This window comes from Hydrogenoanaerobacterium saccharovorans, assembly GCF_016901815.1.
Classification (GTDB): domain Bacteria; phylum Bacillota; class Clostridia; order Oscillospirales; family Ruminococcaceae; genus Avimicrobium; species Avimicrobium caecorum.
Map to the genome: position 1 here is coordinate 13,856 of NZ_JACSNR010000006.1, position 17,377 is coordinate 31,232.

Annotated in this window: 9 protein-coding genes and 1 pseudogene; 2 read left to right on the top strand and 8 right to left on the bottom strand. The window is 52.4% G+C overall.

The features are described 5' to 3' along the window. Entirely contained in the window at nt 1-1,686 is a 1,686-nt protein-coding gene (locus H9X81_RS06780; protein ID WP_204720787.1) for a recombinase family protein, read from the top strand. Between the two features lie 44 nt (nt 1,687-1,730). Here the strand turns inward: H9X81_RS06780 and H9X81_RS06785 are convergent, their stop codons facing one another. Beyond that, nucleotides 1,731-2,900 (bottom strand): Fic family protein, encoded by a 1,170-nt coding sequence (locus tag H9X81_RS06785; protein WP_204720965.1) that lies wholly within the window; start codon nt 2,898-2,900, stop codon nt 1,731-1,733. A 330-nt stretch (nt 2,901-3,230) separates the two neighbouring features. Next, nucleotides 3,231-3,392 (bottom strand): annotated as a pseudogene (locus H9X81_RS06790) (tyrosine-type recombinase/integrase); the annotation flags it as partial. Here H9X81_RS06790 and H9X81_RS06795 point away from each other — a divergent pair. Then, the gene (locus H9X81_RS06795) at nt 3,385-3,732 is read left to right on the top strand and encodes a hypothetical protein (RefSeq protein ID WP_204720789.1); all 348 of its coding nucleotides are present in this window, start codon (nt 3,385-3,387) and stop codon (nt 3,730-3,732) included. The pseudogene H9X81_RS06790 and the gene H9X81_RS06795 overlap by 8 nt on opposite strands. 360 nt (nt 3,733-4,092) lie before the next feature. Here H9X81_RS06795 and H9X81_RS06800 read toward each other — a convergent pair whose 3' ends face one another. The 6 genes from H9X81_RS06800 to H9X81_RS06825 all read right to left on the bottom strand — a co-directional run bounded on the left by H9X81_RS06800 (nt 4,093) and on the right by H9X81_RS06825 (nt 17,303). Then, nucleotides 4,093-5,382 carry an adenylosuccinate synthase gene (locus tag H9X81_RS06800; protein ID WP_204720791.1) on the bottom strand — a complete coding sequence of 430 codons (1,290 nt, stop codon included), beginning with the start codon at nt 5,380-5,382 and terminating at the stop codon, nt 4,093-4,095. A gap of 26 nt (nt 5,383-5,408) precedes the next feature. Beyond that, nucleotides 5,409-6,842 carry an adenylosuccinate lyase gene (gene purB, locus H9X81_RS06805; protein WP_204720793.1) on the bottom strand — a complete coding sequence of 478 codons (1,434 nt, stop codon included), beginning with the start codon at nt 6,840-6,842 and terminating at the stop codon, nt 5,409-5,411. 25 nt (nt 6,843-6,867) lie between these two features. Next, nucleotides 6,868-8,286, bottom strand: a complete 1,419-nt coding sequence (gene purF / locus H9X81_RS06810) for an amidophosphoribosyltransferase (RefSeq protein WP_204720795.1) — start codon at nt 8,284-8,286, stop codon at nt 6,868-6,870. Nucleotides 8,287-8,288: 2 nt separating this feature from the next. Beyond that, on the bottom strand, nt 8,289-8,999 hold the full coding sequence (gene purC / locus H9X81_RS06815) for a phosphoribosylaminoimidazolesuccinocarboxamide synthase (protein WP_204720797.1): 711 nt from the start codon (nt 8,997-8,999) through the stop codon (nt 8,289-8,291). Nucleotides 9,000-9,539: 540 nt separating this feature from the next. After that, nucleotides 9,540-10,709 (bottom strand): hypothetical protein, encoded by a 1,170-nt coding sequence (locus H9X81_RS06820; protein WP_204720800.1) that lies wholly within the window; start codon nt 10,707-10,709, stop codon nt 9,540-9,542. A gap of 312 nt (nt 10,710-11,021) precedes the next feature. Continuing rightward, complete coding sequence (locus H9X81_RS06825; protein ID WP_204720802.1) at nt 11,022-17,303, bottom strand: InlB B-repeat-containing protein; 6,282 nt, start codon at nt 17,301-17,303, stop codon at nt 11,022-11,024. Between the last annotated feature and the right edge of the window lie 74 nt (nt 17,304-17,377).

Consider the following 17,377-nt stretch of genomic DNA (forward strand, 5'->3'; position numbering starts at 1 on the left):
ATGGAACGAAAAGAGATCGCAGGCATCTACTGCAGGCTCAGTCAGGATGATGGCTCCACCGGGGAATCCGGCAGCATACAGACACAAAAAACGTTGCTCACCCAATACTGCCAGGAACATCAGATCGAAATCGGAGGCTACTACTGTGATGACGGCTGGAGCGGAACCAATTTCGACCGCCCAGATTTCAAGCGGATGCTGGAGGATATTGAGGCAGGAAAAATCAATCTGGTTCTGGTCAAGGACCTGTCCCGATTCGGGCGGGAATACGCACAGATGGGGCTTTACATTGAGCACTACTTTGAAGAAAAAGGAGTCCGTTTTATCTCGGTGGCGGAAAACATCGACTCCAAAAATGGCACAGATAATTTGGTCCTGCCCTTTACCAATGTCATCAACTCCTTCTACGCCCGCCAAGCCTCCACCAAAACCAAAGCAGCCCACCGTGCCAGAGCCAAAGCTGGAATGTATCTGGGCTCCCGGGCGCCCTTCGGGTATCTCAAGGATCCCAATGACCGACATCACCTGATCGTGGATCCTGAGGCTGCGGATGTGGTACGGAGTATCTTCCGGATGTTCGCGGAGGGAATCGGCTATGTGCGCATGACCAAGATTCTCCGGGAGCGCAAGATTCTCAATCCCCAAGCCTACTTCAATCAGAACAATCCCGACTACTACAAAAACAGCGACTATTGGAGAAAGCCCTTTGACTGGCATGCCACCTCGATCCGGGCGATCCTCAACAATCCAGTCTATCTGGGAAAGGTTGTGTTCGGACGGAGAAAAACCAAAGGCTTCTTTGACAAGCGGTGTGTAGAAGCGGATGAGTCTGAATGGATTGTAACAGAAAACACCCATGAACCCCTGATTTCTCAGGAACTGTGGGATACTGTTCATCAGATGATGCAGTCCCGCCGGCGGGAAAACAGCAGCGGGAAAGTACAACCCTTTGCGGGTCTGGTAAAATGTGCGGACTGTGGTTCTGCCTTAAACGTTGGCTACGACAAAAAGCATGGGCGCTACACCGGATTCTCCTGCTGGGTGTATAAAAACTACGGCAAGGAGCGATGCACGTCCCACTTTATCAGTTGGAATGCACTGAACCAGTTGGTTCTGGAGGATATCCGATTCAATGCTCTGGAGGCAAAGTTTGCCGCTGTGGATTACATCAATATGCTGGTCTCGGCAAAGACCGAGAAAAAGCAAGAACAGCTGGAGCGCTGTAAGCGGGAACTGAAAAAAACAGACAAGCGCATAGATGAGCTGAGCAAAATTCTCAATAAACTCTATGAAGACCTGGCACTGGAGAAAATCAGCGAGGAGCGATACCAGTCCATGGCGCCGGGATATGAACGGGAGCAGCTGCAGCTGAAAGAGAAGCGGGAAATGATGGCTGCCGAAATTGCCCGAAACAATGAGGTTTATGAAAATATTGAAAAGTTCCTTCCGATCATCTGGAAATATACCGACATCCAGGAGTTGACTGCTCAGATTCTCAATGAACTGATCGAAAAGATTGTGGTACATGAAAAGGTGATCGCTGAGGATGGAACCAAAAGCCAGCAGGTCGATATCTACTACAAGTTCATCGGCTGCATCAACCAGAGACGGAATTCTTCTGAGTATACAGCTTTGAAAGATAGCTTGATACAAGATTTTTTGGAAGAAAGGGAACATTCAGCGTAAAAAGATGGGAGAGCTGTCTGAAGAAAAGACAGCTCTCCCGCTTTTTATTTTGCGATTTGGTACTTCACACGATTTCCGTATTTGACGGACCGCAGCAAACCAAGCTTTTCGAACTTTAATACGAACCCACGGATGGTTGCATAGGCGGCATTTTCAAAATCCTTCTCCAACTGCTTGGTGGAAAACTCGCTGTCGCCGTAGGCAGTCAGAACAAACTGCCACAAAGCCTGCTCCTTTTCGGTCACAGTACCTTGTTCCAGCACCTTCTGGAAATCCTCTGCGGTGTTGGCGGCGGGCAGAGCATGGACCAGCTTGTGGTAGACATTCTCGATGAAATAGACCAGGAAGGGGGTCACATCCATCACTCCGCTGATTCGGGCATTCTGCTCTGTCAACGTATAGGCGTTGTAATAACCCCGGCGGCTCTTTTCCACATACTCAGACAGTGGAACAAACAGAGCCGAGGAATAGTGCTGCTGCACCAGATACCATAAATGCAGTAGCCGCGCCATTCTTCCGTTGCCATCGAACCAGGGATGCAGGTAGGCGATATAAAAGTGAATCAGTGCGGCTTTCAGGAGATCATTCATGGTGGATTCCTGATTGATAAACTCCACCAGATTCCCCATATACTCCGGCAGCATCTTCCAGGGAAGGCCGGTGTGTTCCACCTTATCTCCCACAATATACACCGTGTCGTGGCGGTACTTGTGACCGGGCAGCAGGCGATCTTCCTCCGGCAGAAACGCTCCAATGGTAAGTTCATAAAGCTGATGGATGTTTTCCTCGGTGATTTTGTGCTGGGGATCGGCGATAAATTCCAGCCCCTTCTTCATGCCATAGATACGGTTCTCACTCTCATTGGCGGGAGCATAGCCGGACAGAATCCGGCGAACGCTGTCCCTGGAGGTGTCGATCTGCTCGATGGTAAAGGTGGAAAGGATCTCATCCTCCATAGCTTTCCTACCATAGAGCTGGCTGCTGTTCTGAGGGGTAAGTAGCACTTTGGCTGCCGACAGGTGAACTTGAGCTACACTTTCCAGATAAACCAAAGCCCCACCATCAAAATCCTTGAGAGGCAAGGGTTTGTAAAATCCTTTTTCCAGAAGTGATACAAATTCCTTCAGATCAGCCTGGGGATATTTATAGCCCAGTTTTTTCAGGTCGATGATATTTTTGTCCGACAGCATATTGGCAAACAGTCCGGCATCCATGATCTTCACCTCTGATATAAAATGGTATCAATTAGTATCAGTATACCAAATGATTGACCGATCCGCAAGAGATTATTCGTAGCAGCACACCCGGAAACGGGTATAACTATGGTGTAATATATCCTTACCAACAACAGGCGGTCGCGCGTTCAAGTCGCGTCACTAGCTCCAGAAACTCCCCGTAAACGGCTTGTTTGCGGGGAGTTTTTCTATCTCGATGTGGGTGCTGCCAGGCTCTGACCCACACCCTGACCCACAAGTGGAAAGAACCTGAAGCGATCAGAAATCCCCGGAGAGCAGCCTCCGGGGATTTCTTTCTGTCTTTCGGCTCTACATCACTTGTTCCATGAAGCTGCCCATCTTCTCCGCTGCCTGTTCCTGCATCTGCCGGGTGGCGTGGGTGTAAGTGCGCAGGGTGAATCCTGCGTCATAGTGCCCCAGCATCGAGGAGACTGTTTTCACGTCTACTCCATTCTGCAATGCCATGGTAGCGATTGGCATTACAGCATTTTACATTGTAAATCTGTTCGGCTCGAAGTTCATGGCCAAAATTCAGAATTATCTGTCGGTAATCCTGATTGCAGGTCTTCTGCTTCTGGGTATCTTCGGCGTGCTGAACGGCTTGCCTGATTCCCTCGATATTACACAGGAAGGTTACTTCCTGGGCGGCACCGATGGTTTCTATCAGGCAGTAATGGTACTTATGCCCTCTGTTTATGCCGCATCCAATGACCTGTCAACCGTCCTGCCATGCTATATCGTACTGTGCGGATATCTTTTCCTGTCTGTTTTTGCTGGTTTCAGACTTCTGAAGTATCAGGATGTAAAGTGATCTGATCCCGGATATTCCACTGGGATAAACCCGGACCCCAAAAGAGCCCGTACCTCCGGCAAACCGGAAGTACGGGCTCTTTTACAGACTGAAGGCAGCATCACTGCCGGAAACCGTAGGCTTTCCCTCCCGGCTTCAGCACATAACGCTTCTCGATTAACTGAACAGGACAGGAAACAGATTCTCCTTCTGCGATACATCGTACTGTCTGCTCAGTTTCCGGCATATCCTGTCAGACATACCAGACCGGAACCCGGACAGCAAAAAAGGCTCCCTCGTTGAGGGAGCCTTTTCTCTTGAAATAATGGAACCGGAATCAGTAAGCAGATCGGCTCAGAAGCCGTCTGTGCCGTGCCTCTCTCAGTCCTCCAGAATGGGATGGAGGTAAATGTTGTTGACACGGTCGGGGCCAACGGAAACCATCGAAATCCGGACTCCTGCCAGCTCTTCCATACGGCGGAGATAGGTCTTGCAGTTCTCGGGCAGTTCTTCATACCGGGTCATTCCGGAGATATCCTCTTCCCAGCCGGGGAGAACTTCATATACCGGCTTGGCCTTGGCTACCTTCTCCACAGACGACGGAATATAGTCGTAAACCTTGCCGTCAATCTCATATCCGGTGCAGATCTTTACCTCCGGCAGTCCGGAAAGAATATCCAGCTTGGTAACCACCAGATCGGTCAGACCGTTGATCATTGCCGCATGATGCACAACATTCATATCCAACCAGCCACAGCGGCGGGGACGTCCGGTTGTAGCTCCGTATTCGCTGCCCCGCTCCCGGATCAGTTCTCCGGTGGCATCCAGCAGCTCGGTTACAAAGGGACCTTCTCCGACACGGGTGGAATAGGCCTTCACTACACCGATGATGTGCTTCAGCTTCTGAGGAGCCACACCTGCTCCGGTGCAGACACCGGCTGCTGTGGGAGAAGACGAAGTAACATACGGATAGGTACCATAGTTGATATCCAGCATTGCTGCCTGAGCACCTTCAAAAATTACAGTCTGATCCTGATCCAGAGCTTCATTTACCATGGTAACCGACTCTACAATCATGGGAAGCAGACGGTCACGCACCGGCTTCATTCTGGCAATGAGTTCATCCCGGTCAATGGGATCTCCGCCATATACCCGGGTGATCATCTCATTCTTCATCTCCAGAGCATGGGACAGCTTCTCACAGAACACATCCCAGTCCTCCAGATCGCAGACCCGAAGGCCGATCCGGGTATACTTATCCGCATAGCAGGGACCGATGCCGCGCTTGGTGGTGCCGATCTTCCGGGCATCGTCCCGGGTTTCCTGCAGGCAGTCCAGCTGCACATGATAAGGCATCAGCAGATGAGCCCGGTCACTGATATAGATATGATCCACCGATACACCCTTGCTGGTCAGTGTATCCATTTCCTCCAGCAGAACAAAGGGGTCCACTACCACACCAGGTCCGATAATGCACTTGGCCTTGGGGTTCAGCACGCCCGAAGGAAGCAGGTGCAGCACATTCTTCTGGCCGCCCGCTACAACGGTATGACCTGCGTTGTTTCCGCCCTGGAACCGGACAATGCAGTCCGCCTTCTGGCTCAGTACATCTACAATTTTACCCTTACCTTCGTCGCCCCACTGGGCGCCTACTACAACATATCCAGCCATTGCTGTTCCTCCTTATTCTGATATGCTCAGACTGAAAGCTGTACCTTTTCCCCAAGCTGATCCTTATTGGCTTCCAGCAGGGGGTCAATCAGTTCACTCAGGAATTCTTCCACCTGTTCACTGGCACGTCCGGTAAAGTTCCGGGGATCCAGAATCTCCTCGATCTCTTCGACCTTCAGTCCAAAGGTGGGATCGGCGCAGATCCGTTCAATCAGATCATTCTTGCCGCCTTCTTCCTTGACCACTCTGGCAGCTTCAATGGAATGTTCCCGCAGACGCTCATGAAGCTGCTGCCGGTCTCCACCCTTCTTCACTGCACTCATCATAATATTTTCAGTTGCCATGAAGGGAAGCTCATTCATTACACGGGCATGGATTACCTTATCATAGACAACCAGTCCGTCACATACATTGAGCAGAATTCCCAGAACGGCATCCACAGCCAGGAAGGCTTCCGCTACCGAGATCCGACGGTTGGCACTGTCGTCCAGGGTGCGCTCAAACCACTGGGTTCCGGCTGTAAAGGCCGGATTCAGGGAATCGATCATCACATACCGGGACAGGGCAGTAATCCGCTCGCAGCGCATGGGATTGCGCTTATAGGGCATGGCAGAAGAACCGATCTGATGCTTTTCAAAAGGCTCTTCCATCTCCTTGAAGTTCTGCAGAATACGCATATCATTGGAAAACTTCATGGCGCTCTGTGCAATTCCCGACAGGGTGCTCAGTACAAAATAGTCAATCTTCCGGCTGTAGGTCTGGCCGGAAACCGGTACTACCTTCTCAAAACCCAGCTCCTGCGCAATGGATTTCTCCATAGCCTTGATTTTGGAGGAATCCCCGTCAAACAGTTCCATAAAACTGGCCTGGGTTCCGGTAGTACCCTTGCTGCCCCGGAGTGCCAGATTCTCCAGACGGTTCTCCACTTCCAGATAATCCATGTAGAGCTCGTTGATCCACAGAGTTGCGCGCTTGCCCACTGTGGTCAGCTGGGCCGGCTGCAGATGGGTGTAGGCCAATGCCGGCATATCCTTGTACTTCCGGGCAAAATCTGCCAGCAGCGCAATGACATTGAGCAGCTTGCGCCGGATTACCTGCAGACCTTCCTTCATCACCAGAATATCGGTATTATCGCCCACATAACAGCTGGTAGCGCCCAGATGGATAATTCCCTTGGCATCCGGACACTGTACGCCATAGGCATATACATGGCTCATTACATCATGCCGGACTTCCTTTTCCCGGGCAATGGCAACATCATAGTTGATATCGTCCTTGTGTGCTTCCAGCTGGTCAATCTGCTCCTGGGTGATCGGCAGTCCCTGAGCCTTCTCCGCCTTGGCCAGAGCAATCCAGAGCCGGCGCCAGGTCCGGAACTTATTGTCCTCGGAGAAGATATACTGCATCTCCTTACTGGCATAACGTGTCTCAAAGGGGCTGATGTATCGATTGTGCTCCATAACAGTCCTCTCCTTCTTCAGCGATTTATCGTTCAAACTGATCTTTATTTCCCACCGACGGCGGGTCAACCGGATAGTTTCCGGTAAAGCAGGCATCACAGATTCCATAAGGACATTCCGGTACCAGATGAACCAGATCATCAATTCCCAGATATCCCAGACTGTCTGCGCCGATAATCTCCCGGATCTCCTCCAGAGTGTGGGTATAGGCGATCAGATTTTCGCTGGAATCCACATCCACGCCAAAATAACAGGGATACAGGAAGGGCGGCGAGGAAAGCCGCATATGTACTTCTGCCGCTCCTGCGTCCCGGAGGAGCTTGACGATCTTCTGGCTGGTGGTTCCCCGGACAATGGAGTCATCAATGAGCACCACCCGCTTGCCCTGTACTGTTTCAGAAACAGGATTGAGCTTGATACGCACTGCGTTTTCCCGCTGTTCCTGTCCCGGTACAATAAAGGTACGTCCCACATACCGGTTCTTGATAAAACCTACGCCATAAGGGATTCCGCTTTCCCGGGCATAGCCCAGTGCGGCATCCAGACCGGAATCCGGCACGCCGATGACCACATCCGCATCCACCGGATGCCGGCGGGCCAGCAGTTCTCCGGCACGCAGCCGGGCCTGATGGACACTGCATCCATCAATCACCGAATCAGGACGGGCAAAGTAAATGAATTCAAAAATACAGAGCGAACCCTTTTTGCCGCAACGGGTCCGGATGCTGGTAATTCCCCGGTCATCTGCCACTACAATTTCACCGGGTTCAATATCCCGTACAAACCGGGCGCCGACAGCATCCAGAGCGCAGCTTTCACTGGCGAATACAATGCTCTCTCCCAGCTTGCCGATACAGAGCGGACGGAATCCCATGGGATCACGGGCAGCAATCAGCTTGCGCGGACTGGTAATCACCAGCGAATAGGCGCCCTTCAGTTTTTGCATGGCCTTCTCCACTGCCTCTTCAATACTGGCAGAGACAAGACGCTGCCGTGTAATGGTATGGGCAATTACTTCTGTATCCGATGTGCCATAGAAAATTGTGCCGTCCAGTTCATATTCCCGGCGCAGTTCTCCCGCGTTGGTCAGATTGCCGTTGTGGGCAAGAGCCATATTTCCCTTCCGGTGACGGATCAGAAGCGGCTGGGCATTTTCCACTACCTGACTGCCTGTTGTGGCATACCGGCAATGTCCGACTCCGATCTGTCCCGGTCCCATGGCTTCCAGTACTTCCCGGGTAAATACGCTGCTGACCAGTCCCAGATCCTTATGGCAGGAGATCACACCCTGATTGTTGACAGCGATGCCGCAGCTCTCCTGTCCCCGGTGCTGCAGTGCATACAGACCATGATAACAGGCCGATACAACATCTGCTCCATCCGGGCTGTATATGCCGAATACACCACATTCTTCATGCAGTTTGGATTCCCAGCGATCTGTCATGCTCATTCCCCCATCAAACGCTTCATTACCTCGTGATATGCACCTTCAACATTGCCAAGATCCCGACGGAAACGGTCCTTATCCAGCTTTTCCATGGTCTTGCTGTCCCAGAACCGGCAGGTATCCGGGCTGATCTCATCTGCCAGAATGATCTTGCCATCGGGTGTACGGCCGAATTCCAGCTTGAAGTCAATCAGATCAATATTGGCTTCCTTGAGATAATCCCGCAGAATGGCATTGATCTTCAGCGCATAATCCCGGATGGTATCCATCTCCTCGGGAGTTGCCAGGTTCATGGCATATACATGGGTCTCATTGATCATAGGATCGCCCAGTTCATCGTTCTTATAGCAGTATTCCAGAACAGTGGTAGCAAGAGGAGTGCCTTCCTCAAGACCAAGCCGCTTGGACAGGCTGCCGGCTGCAATGTTGCGCACTACAACTTCCAGCGGAACGATCTGTACTCTCTTCACCAGTGTTTCACGGTCAGAGAGCTGCTGGACATAGTGAGTGGGAATTCCCTTGGTCTCCAGCATCTGCATGAGAAAATTGGTTACCTTGTTGTTGATGACACCCTTGCCCTCAATGGTACCCTTTTTCAGACCATTGAATGCAGTGGCATCGTCCTTGTACTGTACCAGATACACATTCTCATCATCGGTACGGAATACCTTCTTAGCCTTGCCCTCATAAATCTGTTCCAATTTTCTCATAATCTTCAAACCTCCCAGTATTTTCCCAACAAAAAGGGCCGGGGTGCAGGTGCACCACGGCCTTGTTAGTCAGAAAGCTGCTTTTCTTCTCTTTTGATTGGTGAAGGATACCGGGCGGATGAGACACTGCGTCCATGCGATTCTTGAAAGAACATAGCAATTTCCTGCAGACATCTTCATTCTCCTTTCTCCGGATCCTCTGACCCTATCAAAATTACAGAATCTATTTTAGTATCATTCCTCCAAAAAATCAATCCTCTATTTTATAAAATTTCAGGCCCTGATCCGGCCTGATTTTCTGTAAAAATACCGAATCATCCACAGCCGGATATTTCATATGCCGGTATTCTTCCGGATAAAGCCAGAATATCTGCCATCTGCAAGTATATCCACAGTCCGTTTCCCACTCAGAAGTCCGGACTGTTCTCCATGGAAGCCATTACTTATCCTTATACTGATTTTTATATCTTTTCTCAGCGCGGGAAAATATGCCTTCTATCTATTTTATGCAGCCATCCCGTCTCAAAAATGCAATACCAGCTATTTCTCAGACAGGCGGATCTGATAGCAGACCGGCCTGCTGGCCACTATAATACCTTCTGATGCCTCTTCTTCCCAGATGGTCAGCACTGCTGTCTGTGTATCCCTGTTATAGTCTGCTGTTTCCAACTGGCTGTTCTCCAGATCTATCTCTTCCATGGGAATCCACTCCCCTGTCCGGTGATCCACGAATACGATCTGCTTTGGATCACTTTCCGTCGCATAGACCAGGATCAATGCGAAATCCGGCTCCTGCAGGAGGATACGCCCATCCGGATAGGCGGGCAGGAGATATTCCCCTCCTTCTGCCAGGCTGATCAGTTTCCACCGTTCCTCTCCTCTGTCCGACACCAAAAGGGTAAAGAAGTCCGGCTCTTCACACCAGTGGAACCCATCGGCCGCACCGCTGTATACCACATTCCCCTCCCGGTCGTAAATGGTATACTGGCTGTCATCACAGAGATGCAGAACTCCGTAATCCCCGGCATACCAGCTGTTATCACTCTGATAAAAGGCCAGATACCGGCTGTCCGGAGACCAGCTGACATACTCCTCCTGGTCGCCCACATAAAAACGAGATTTCTCCTGTCCCGCTTCCCGCTCCAAAAAATCACAGATCGTGACAGAGCTGTCTTCCAGGCCGAGCTTTGCCAGCTCTCCGGTCGGAGAAATTTCGCCGCCCCATGGATTCACCTCCATTGTTTCCGCAGTACCATTCCCGATCCGGCAAACCTTGGCAAAATATGGGCGATTCAGGCACAGATAGGAAAACTCCCCTTGCTGGAAACAGTTCCCTGTTAAATCATATTCTGCGATCTCAGTCAGGAAAGACAGTGTATTTGTCGAGAGCTGATAGGAAAATATCCGCATGGAATTGCTTGGCAGGAAAGGGTCGATCCGATAGAGGAAAAACAGCAGCTCATCATCGCCCTTCCACTTGACAGAAAGCTCTGGAGCCCCTCTGCCGCCCCACTGGAACCCATCGGCCGCCATAGTGTCTATGGTATCCTGGGGCAGTTTCTGTACCTTATAATCCAGCGATACTGGGGTATAAAAAGAGGAAGCCTCCTGTTCCGGTTCGCTGTTCAGAACCTCTGTATCCTGGAGCGAACACGCTCCCAGACAAAGGCAGACTGCAATCCCCAACGCAATCAACATTCTGGATTTCACGCTATACCTCCTCATTGCCTGTAAAAAGAATCCTGTCTGCTTCTATCTTCTTTATATCGCTTTATCAGGAAGTTGTCAAACCGGGATTCGTTCCGGCTCAGATCAGAATTATGCGGCAGACCTGCACCGGCTTTTATTTCCGCGCAGCACCGGTTCTGCTTACAGTCTTATGGCCTGCTCCAGGTTTGCAGAACCTGCTTTTGGCATCTGAACACCTTATGGCTCCGGCACAGAACAAAGAGACGCTGCCAGCATCCTTTTGCTGACAGCGTCTCTTCTTTGATTCAGAAAACCCTTTGCAGAGCTATTCCTTTAGTCCTTTTTCCGGCGTTTCCAGAACAGGAAGCCGCCGATGCCTGCAGCCAGCAGAATACCTGCTGCTGCGATCCAGGGCAGGATGCTGCCGGACTGCTGGAGCTCCTCCGGTTCATCGACACCGGAGATTGTCTGTTCTACACCCTCGTCCCGGAGTTCGGGAGTTTCAGCAAGACCACGGTCGGGATCTGTGATTTCCTCAGTTTCCTCATCCGGGGTCTCCGGAGTGGTGATGGACAGGATTCCGCTGGTTTCCGGATTGGTCGTTGTACTGTCTTCCTCTGCCGGAACGGTGAAGTCCAGTTCGGCCAGATAGGACAGCGGATAGTAGATTCTGTATGCTTCCGGCTCCAGAGCTGCACCGGCAGGAATGATGATATCCTCTCCGCCGTTCCAGGTGATATGGAGCGTAATATCTCCGGCTTCCCACAGGGCATCCATTACCCAATAGGGCATCCGGTCATTGCTGCGTGCCTCGGCCTTGACAGTCTCTCCGGGTTCTGCATCTTCAATGGCATCCCGGACATCTTCCCAGAATTCCCGCTTCCTGTCGCTGCTGGAACTGCCGGAGCTGCTGGAACTGCTGGAGATTTTCTCAAAGACAGCCTTGACTGTGACAGGCTCGCCGGACATCACAAAGCTGTTGCCGCTGATTTCCACAGCCGGAGTAATTTCCCATCGTGCAAGCCGGTATCCGGAATCAGGGGTGGGAGTCAGTGTGACTGTACTTCCCTCCACAGCCTTTTCCGGAGCTGTGACGGTACCATTCTCACTTGCTTCCACTGTAATGGTATAGACTGTACCTGCCAGAGTCCGGACAAATCTCTGTCCGGCAATCAGTCCGGTGATATCCTGCCGGACTTCGAAGGGTGCACCCTCGATCATCTGGGCGGTGCTTTCATCCGCTCCTGTCCGAACCTCAACGGCCTCGCCGTTCAGAGGGTTGACGCTGACTGCGCCATTCTGAGCATACATACCCTGGGACCGAGAAGCTTCCCCTGTCCGGGCAGTGACCTCACCGCCAGAAAGGGTGATGGAGTTATATGCACAGATGCCGTAACTTTCGCCCTCAGGGGCAGAAACATCGCCGCTGTTGACCGTGATGATGCCATCGGAAATTTCCATGCTGCCATTCTCGATATAAACGCCGCAGCTGAAGCTGGCGGCTGCATCACCGGCGGCAGTCACACTGGCGTTATCCCCGACTGTAACGGAGGTGTCGGCACAGATGCCGCAGCTCACACCTGCCTCGCCGCCGGTGGCAGCTACAGTACTGCCGGTAATTCCGACGCTGCCGTTCGATACATAGATGCCATAGCTTTTATCGATGGCTGTGCCGCCATTGGCTGTTACATCGGCATCATTCTCAACTGTAACGGAAGTTTTGGCATAGATGCCGTAACTTTCGAGCGCCTCGCCGCCGGAAGCGGTAATTTTTCCGCCGGAGAGTGTAATCGCGCCGCCAGAGCCAAGGCCATAGCTGATATTGTCAGCCTTTCCGCCTGTGACAGAGATTTCACTGCCGGAAGTTCCGATCTGGCTGACAGCATAGATACCCATACTGCGGGAATCAGCCGCACCGCCGTTGGCAATAACTGTGCTGCCGCCGGAGACAGTGACTCCGCCGCTGACATAGATGCCGAAGCTGTCGGAATTGGTACCGGAAGCCGTTCCTGCAGCAACAGTCAGGGAACCTGTGCCGGAGATCAGAAGATCACCCGGGGCAGTATCGGTACCTGTGATGGACTTTACTACATGGATGCCATAGCTGCTGGCATCGGTTGCTGCCGCACCGGTAATGGTGTTGACACCCTGAAGCTCAATCTTCAGATCGCCTTCACGGTAGACTGCAGCTGTTTCTGTAAGAGTGGTCCGGGCCTTGGTGATTCTGGCTCCGTTGAGGGTCAGGGTCTCGCCGTCCCACTTGATGTTATAGTCATTTGCGCTGCCGTCCTCTGTAATGGATCCATCCGAAGCAATCCTGGCATAGACAATCTGATCCTTCGTACCATAGAGTCCTGTGCCGCCCACATAGATGTTGGGAGCCTGCTTCTCCATGCTGTGGAAGTACCGGCCGCTCACTGTAACCGAAGTTCCGTTTTCCGAGTATCCGATGGGAGAACCGATCACCTCTGCGGCGGAAGCTCCGCTTTCGCCGGCCTTTATCTCAACCACTCTGTCTGCTTCCGGCTGGACGGTGACAGAAGAACCTGCTCCTGCCATAATGGCCTGACCATCCGCATTGGAAGCAGTGGCAGTAACTTTACCGCCGATGATTGTGATGACACCCGGAGTATGTGAGTATCCGATATGGAGACCGTGCTGAACACCTGCAGCATTCACTGTGCCGCCGGCAATACGGATATTATATGCTGTAATGCCATAGCTGTCGGTGCCGTACTCCGTATTGGTGACCTGTGCGGAATCAGTCTGTACGAAACCGTCATTTACAGTAAAGTCTCCCAGCACCCTGATCCCATAACTGGTGTCGCGCGCGCAGCTGCCGACAGCTGTCAGGGAGCCATCGTTCACAATGATTTCTGATTCGCCCGAGATGCCGTAGCTTCCCATGGTTTTATCGCTGGTGCTGGGTTCGGCTATGATTGTACCGCCATTGATTGTGAATGTATCCTGCGCAGAGATTCCTATGCTGAAATTAGCATCTTCGCTGTGCGCTTCAAGATACGCATCCGGTTCTACTGTTATTACACCGGAACTGCTCAGGCCATAGCTGTTGCCTTTTTCAGTCACAATCGGGCCGCTGTGCGCAGTGATGCGTCCCGAAATATTCAGTGTATTTACAGACCTTGCTCTGATACCGTAGCTGTAGCTGTAGTTGAACCCGCCAGTGTTGCCTTTACCGCTCCGTGCATCAATGGTACCCGAAAGCGTGATATCCACACCACCGGAACTGAAGTCTCCGATCAGGATGCCATAGCTGTCGCCTGCCTCAGCACCGACAGCGGTAATATCTCCCGAAAGAATGACGTCACCGATTCCTCTGTAGCTGGCAAAGATGCCGCCGCTGGAGCTGCCATTATAAGCAGCCTCGCCGCCGGTGGCTTTCACAGTAACTCCATCTTCTATAATAAGGGAGTTCGCAGCGAAAATACCGGCACTGTTAAAGGACATGTCTGTACTGATATTCAGATCGCTGCTTTCAGCAATCAGTGTACCGGTACCGGAAATTTTCAGGACACAGGTTTCGCTTTCATCGGAACCGGTGTTGTCGCTGTCTGCGTAAATCGCATAACTGCTGGTATTTTCCACCGCTGTTCCGGTGCGGACCGTGTTCTCTCCGATCAGAGCGATCTCAAGATCTCCCTTCCGGCTGATGGCAGCAGCACACAGCATTCCGTTTGCCTCCTGCACAGACACCCGGACACCGGTAATGTAGGCATTCCGGAGGGTCAGAGTCGAGCCATCCCATTTGATGTTGTAATCATTCTCGCTGCCGCCCACAGTAACCGTTCCGTACGCATCGGTTCTGGCGTAAACAGGACTTCCCGGAGAACCGCTGAATCCCACTCCTCCCACATAGATTTCGTAGCTGTCCTCCGACACTTTACTGTGGAAATAAGCGCCGCTGGGGCTGACAACAGTGTCTATATCAAAGGGAGAACCCAATACAGGTTCGGCGGTCGCTGCGTCAGCGCCATTCTCCATGGCAATATTCTTGCCGGAGGGAGGCTGGACTGTCATGTTACCAGTCAGCGCAAAGGCGCTGCCCGCGGACGTGACAGTGACCTCACCGCCGCTGATACAGGCGTCTTCGGCACGAACAGCCGCATCTCCGCTGGCTGTGATGGAGATGCTGCCGTCGGTGAAGAAGACTTCTGTGGCATGAACAGCCGTATCTCCACTGGCTGTGATGGAAATGCTGCCGCCTCTGAAGCGGACTTCGTTTTGCAGGGTATCAACACCGGTTTTTGCGGTAATATCTACATCGCAGTCGTTTTCAAAGGTAACATGGCCGCCTGCGTTGAGGACACCAGTCACTCCTGCATGAATTGTGGAATTGCCGCCGCTGAAGAACATACCGCCGGTAGTGCTCAGGTGAATACCGGTTTCTTTCGCTGCGATATCCAGAGTTCCGCCATTGATCGCAAAGCAGAAATCAGTCAGGACACCTGTCGTTACCTTTTCCTTAATCTCAAGAGTACCGTCGTTGATTTCGAGCTTAGCTAACGACTCGTTTCCCATATGGATTCCCACAGGACTTTCCTTGTCCTGCCCGATAACGACATGACCTCCATTGATGGTAAGCCAATCTTCACAGTAGATGCTGCTCTCGCTGCCGCCATCGATATAGATGGTACCGCTTTCCACTGTCATATACTGTTCGGCATAGACAGCATTGTCGCCTCCGACTGTAATATCCAGAATGCTGCCAGCAGCGTTTGCCCTGAAGGTAAGCTCGGGAAATACCCTGCCGTTATGGATTATTCCGTTGACGCCCTCAGGAACATCAATGATATTCTTTTCGCCTTCCAGCGCAATGGTCAGGTCCCATATATCTGTAGTGCGGACAGCAGCCTTGACACCCATCAGATCTGTATAGGACTTGATGGTGGCGTTCCGGAGGGTCAGGATCTCGCCGTCCCACTTGATGTTATAATCTTCTGCGCCGCCCTCAGTGACAGCTCCGCTTTCATCCGTTTTGGCGTAGGCAGGATTGCCGATGCTGCCGTTAAGTCCCAGGTCTCCTACAAAGATGTTGGGGGCAGTGACATTTATACTGGCCTCGTTTCCGTAGAACATCTCTTTGGGCAGTACAGTCTTCCCGGTGTAGTACTGCCTTCCGTACGAATTTACCACAAGCTCGATCGCCTTTCCGGACGGTGGTTCGACCACGATCGTTCCGGAATCCTGTTCGATCTGGATACTCGGCTTTCGGGCAGAAGCATTTGTATTGGGCTTAGTCAGGACAGAACCACCCCGGAAGATGAAATTATATCTGGCCTGAATGGCGTGGTCGGAGCTGATCGTTCCGCTTTCGACAATAATATCTCCTTCGGCGACAATTGCGCTTTCGCCACCAGTGCCGCCTATCTCAGCGCTGAGGGATCCACTGCCGGTGAAAGTCAGGCTTCCTCCCATTACATGGATCGCCGCAGCCGGAGTGCCTGTAGCTTTGTTTGTTCCGATACACTCGATTGTCAGATCTCCGGTGCGTTCTACAAAGACCGTGGCGTCCCGGAGGGTCAGGGTTGTACCATCCCACTTGACATTGTAGTTTCTTTCATTTGCGCCGTCAGTTATAATCAGAGCCTCATGACCATATCCGGCATTTCTCGCATAGACTACCGGATTGTCTGTTGTGGAAGTCAGGGTCGTTGCGCTCACTTTGATGCTTTCTTCCCCGGATCTGGGTGACATGAGGGGAAGCATTACCGGCGCGGCACAGGCAGAAAGATCTGCCCCTTCCGCTCCGCAGACTGGGCAGGACGCATCCGCTGCCCCCTCAGTGCAGAGGGCAGTACAGGTGCAGACTGCTTCCGCAGCCTTGCCCTGACAGGCGGTGAGGTCTGCTTCTTCCGCTCCGCAGACCGGGCAGGACGCATCCGCTGCTCCCTCAGTGCAGAGAGTGGCGCAGGTGCAGACTGCCTCCGCAGCCTTGCCCTGACAGGCGGTGAGGTCTGCTTCTTCCGCTCCACAGACCGGGCAGGACGCATCCGCTGCCCCCTCAGTGCAGAGAGCGGCACAGGTGCAGACTGCCTCCGCAGTCTTGCCCTGACAGGCGGTGAGGTCTGCTTCTTCCACTCCGCAGACCGGGCAGGACGCATCCGCTGCCCCCTCAGTGCAGAGGGCAGCGCAGGTGCACTCGTCCGCATCAGGCATTTCCTCCGGCTGGTTCACGGCCGCAGCTGCACAGAGCTCACACTCATAGGTGCAGGGAGTTCCCTCCACAGCCGGGGCATAGCCGCAGGTCTCATCGTGCTGATGCTGGCAGTCCAGTGTGCTTACAATACAGCCGTTCTCCTCACTGCATGAATGAGTACAGGCTGCCGGGTCGGTCAGACCGCCGCAGTCCTCATCATGCTGGTGAACACACTGCTCTGCGGTGACATAACAGTCCTCACTGTGCTCATGGCCGCAGGGGATCTCCCCGATCCCTTCGCTGTAACCGCAGCTCTCATCGTGCTGTGTGTGATGCTCACACAGACCAGCTGTAACGATCACTGTTCCACTGTCCGCCGGGCTGGCAAAAGCTCTGGCCGGCAGCATGGACACTGTCACAAACAGCGCCATACACAGGGACAGAATCCGTTTCTTCATGATAGACCGCCTCCTTCTTAGGATTCAGAAAATATCCTAAGAATAGTATATCAGAAGAGCATTTTTCTGCCTAT